Below are 460 nucleotides of genomic sequence, written 5' to 3'. Positions count from 1 at the left end.
AACGCCTACGCTCGGCCGGCTGGGAAGGGGCCTGAAGATCAAGATCAAGATCAAAAGCCAGAGCCAAGCGCGTTTTACGCGCTTTTCGTAGGAGCCGGCTTGCCGGCGAAAGGGCCTGTGAGACATGCAGCGCCCGGGCTGGCGCCTTCGCTGGCAAGCCAGCTCCTACGGTGGCCCAACTACCGCATCTTGCTGTAGGAGCCGGCTTGCCGGCGAAGAGGCCCGCAAGACATGCAGCGCCTGGGCGAACGCCTTCGCTGGCAAGCCAGCTCCTACGGTGGCCCAACTACCGCATCTTGCTGTAGGAGCCGGCTTGCCGGCGAAGAGGCCCGTGAGACATGCATCGCCTGGGCGGACGCCTTCGCTGGCAAGCCAGCTCCTACACGGGGGGCGGTACACACCGCTCCAGCTTCAGGCCGGCCGCAAGGCCGCCGTCGCGCTCTTGATTTTGATCTTGATC

Source organism: Pseudomonas protegens (assembly GCF_003732485.1).
GTDB lineage: Bacteria > Pseudomonadota > Gammaproteobacteria > Pseudomonadales > Pseudomonadaceae > Aquipseudomonas > Aquipseudomonas protegens_B.
The sequence above is the reverse complement of the archived record's forward strand: the minus strand, read 5'-3'. Positions refer to the sequence as shown.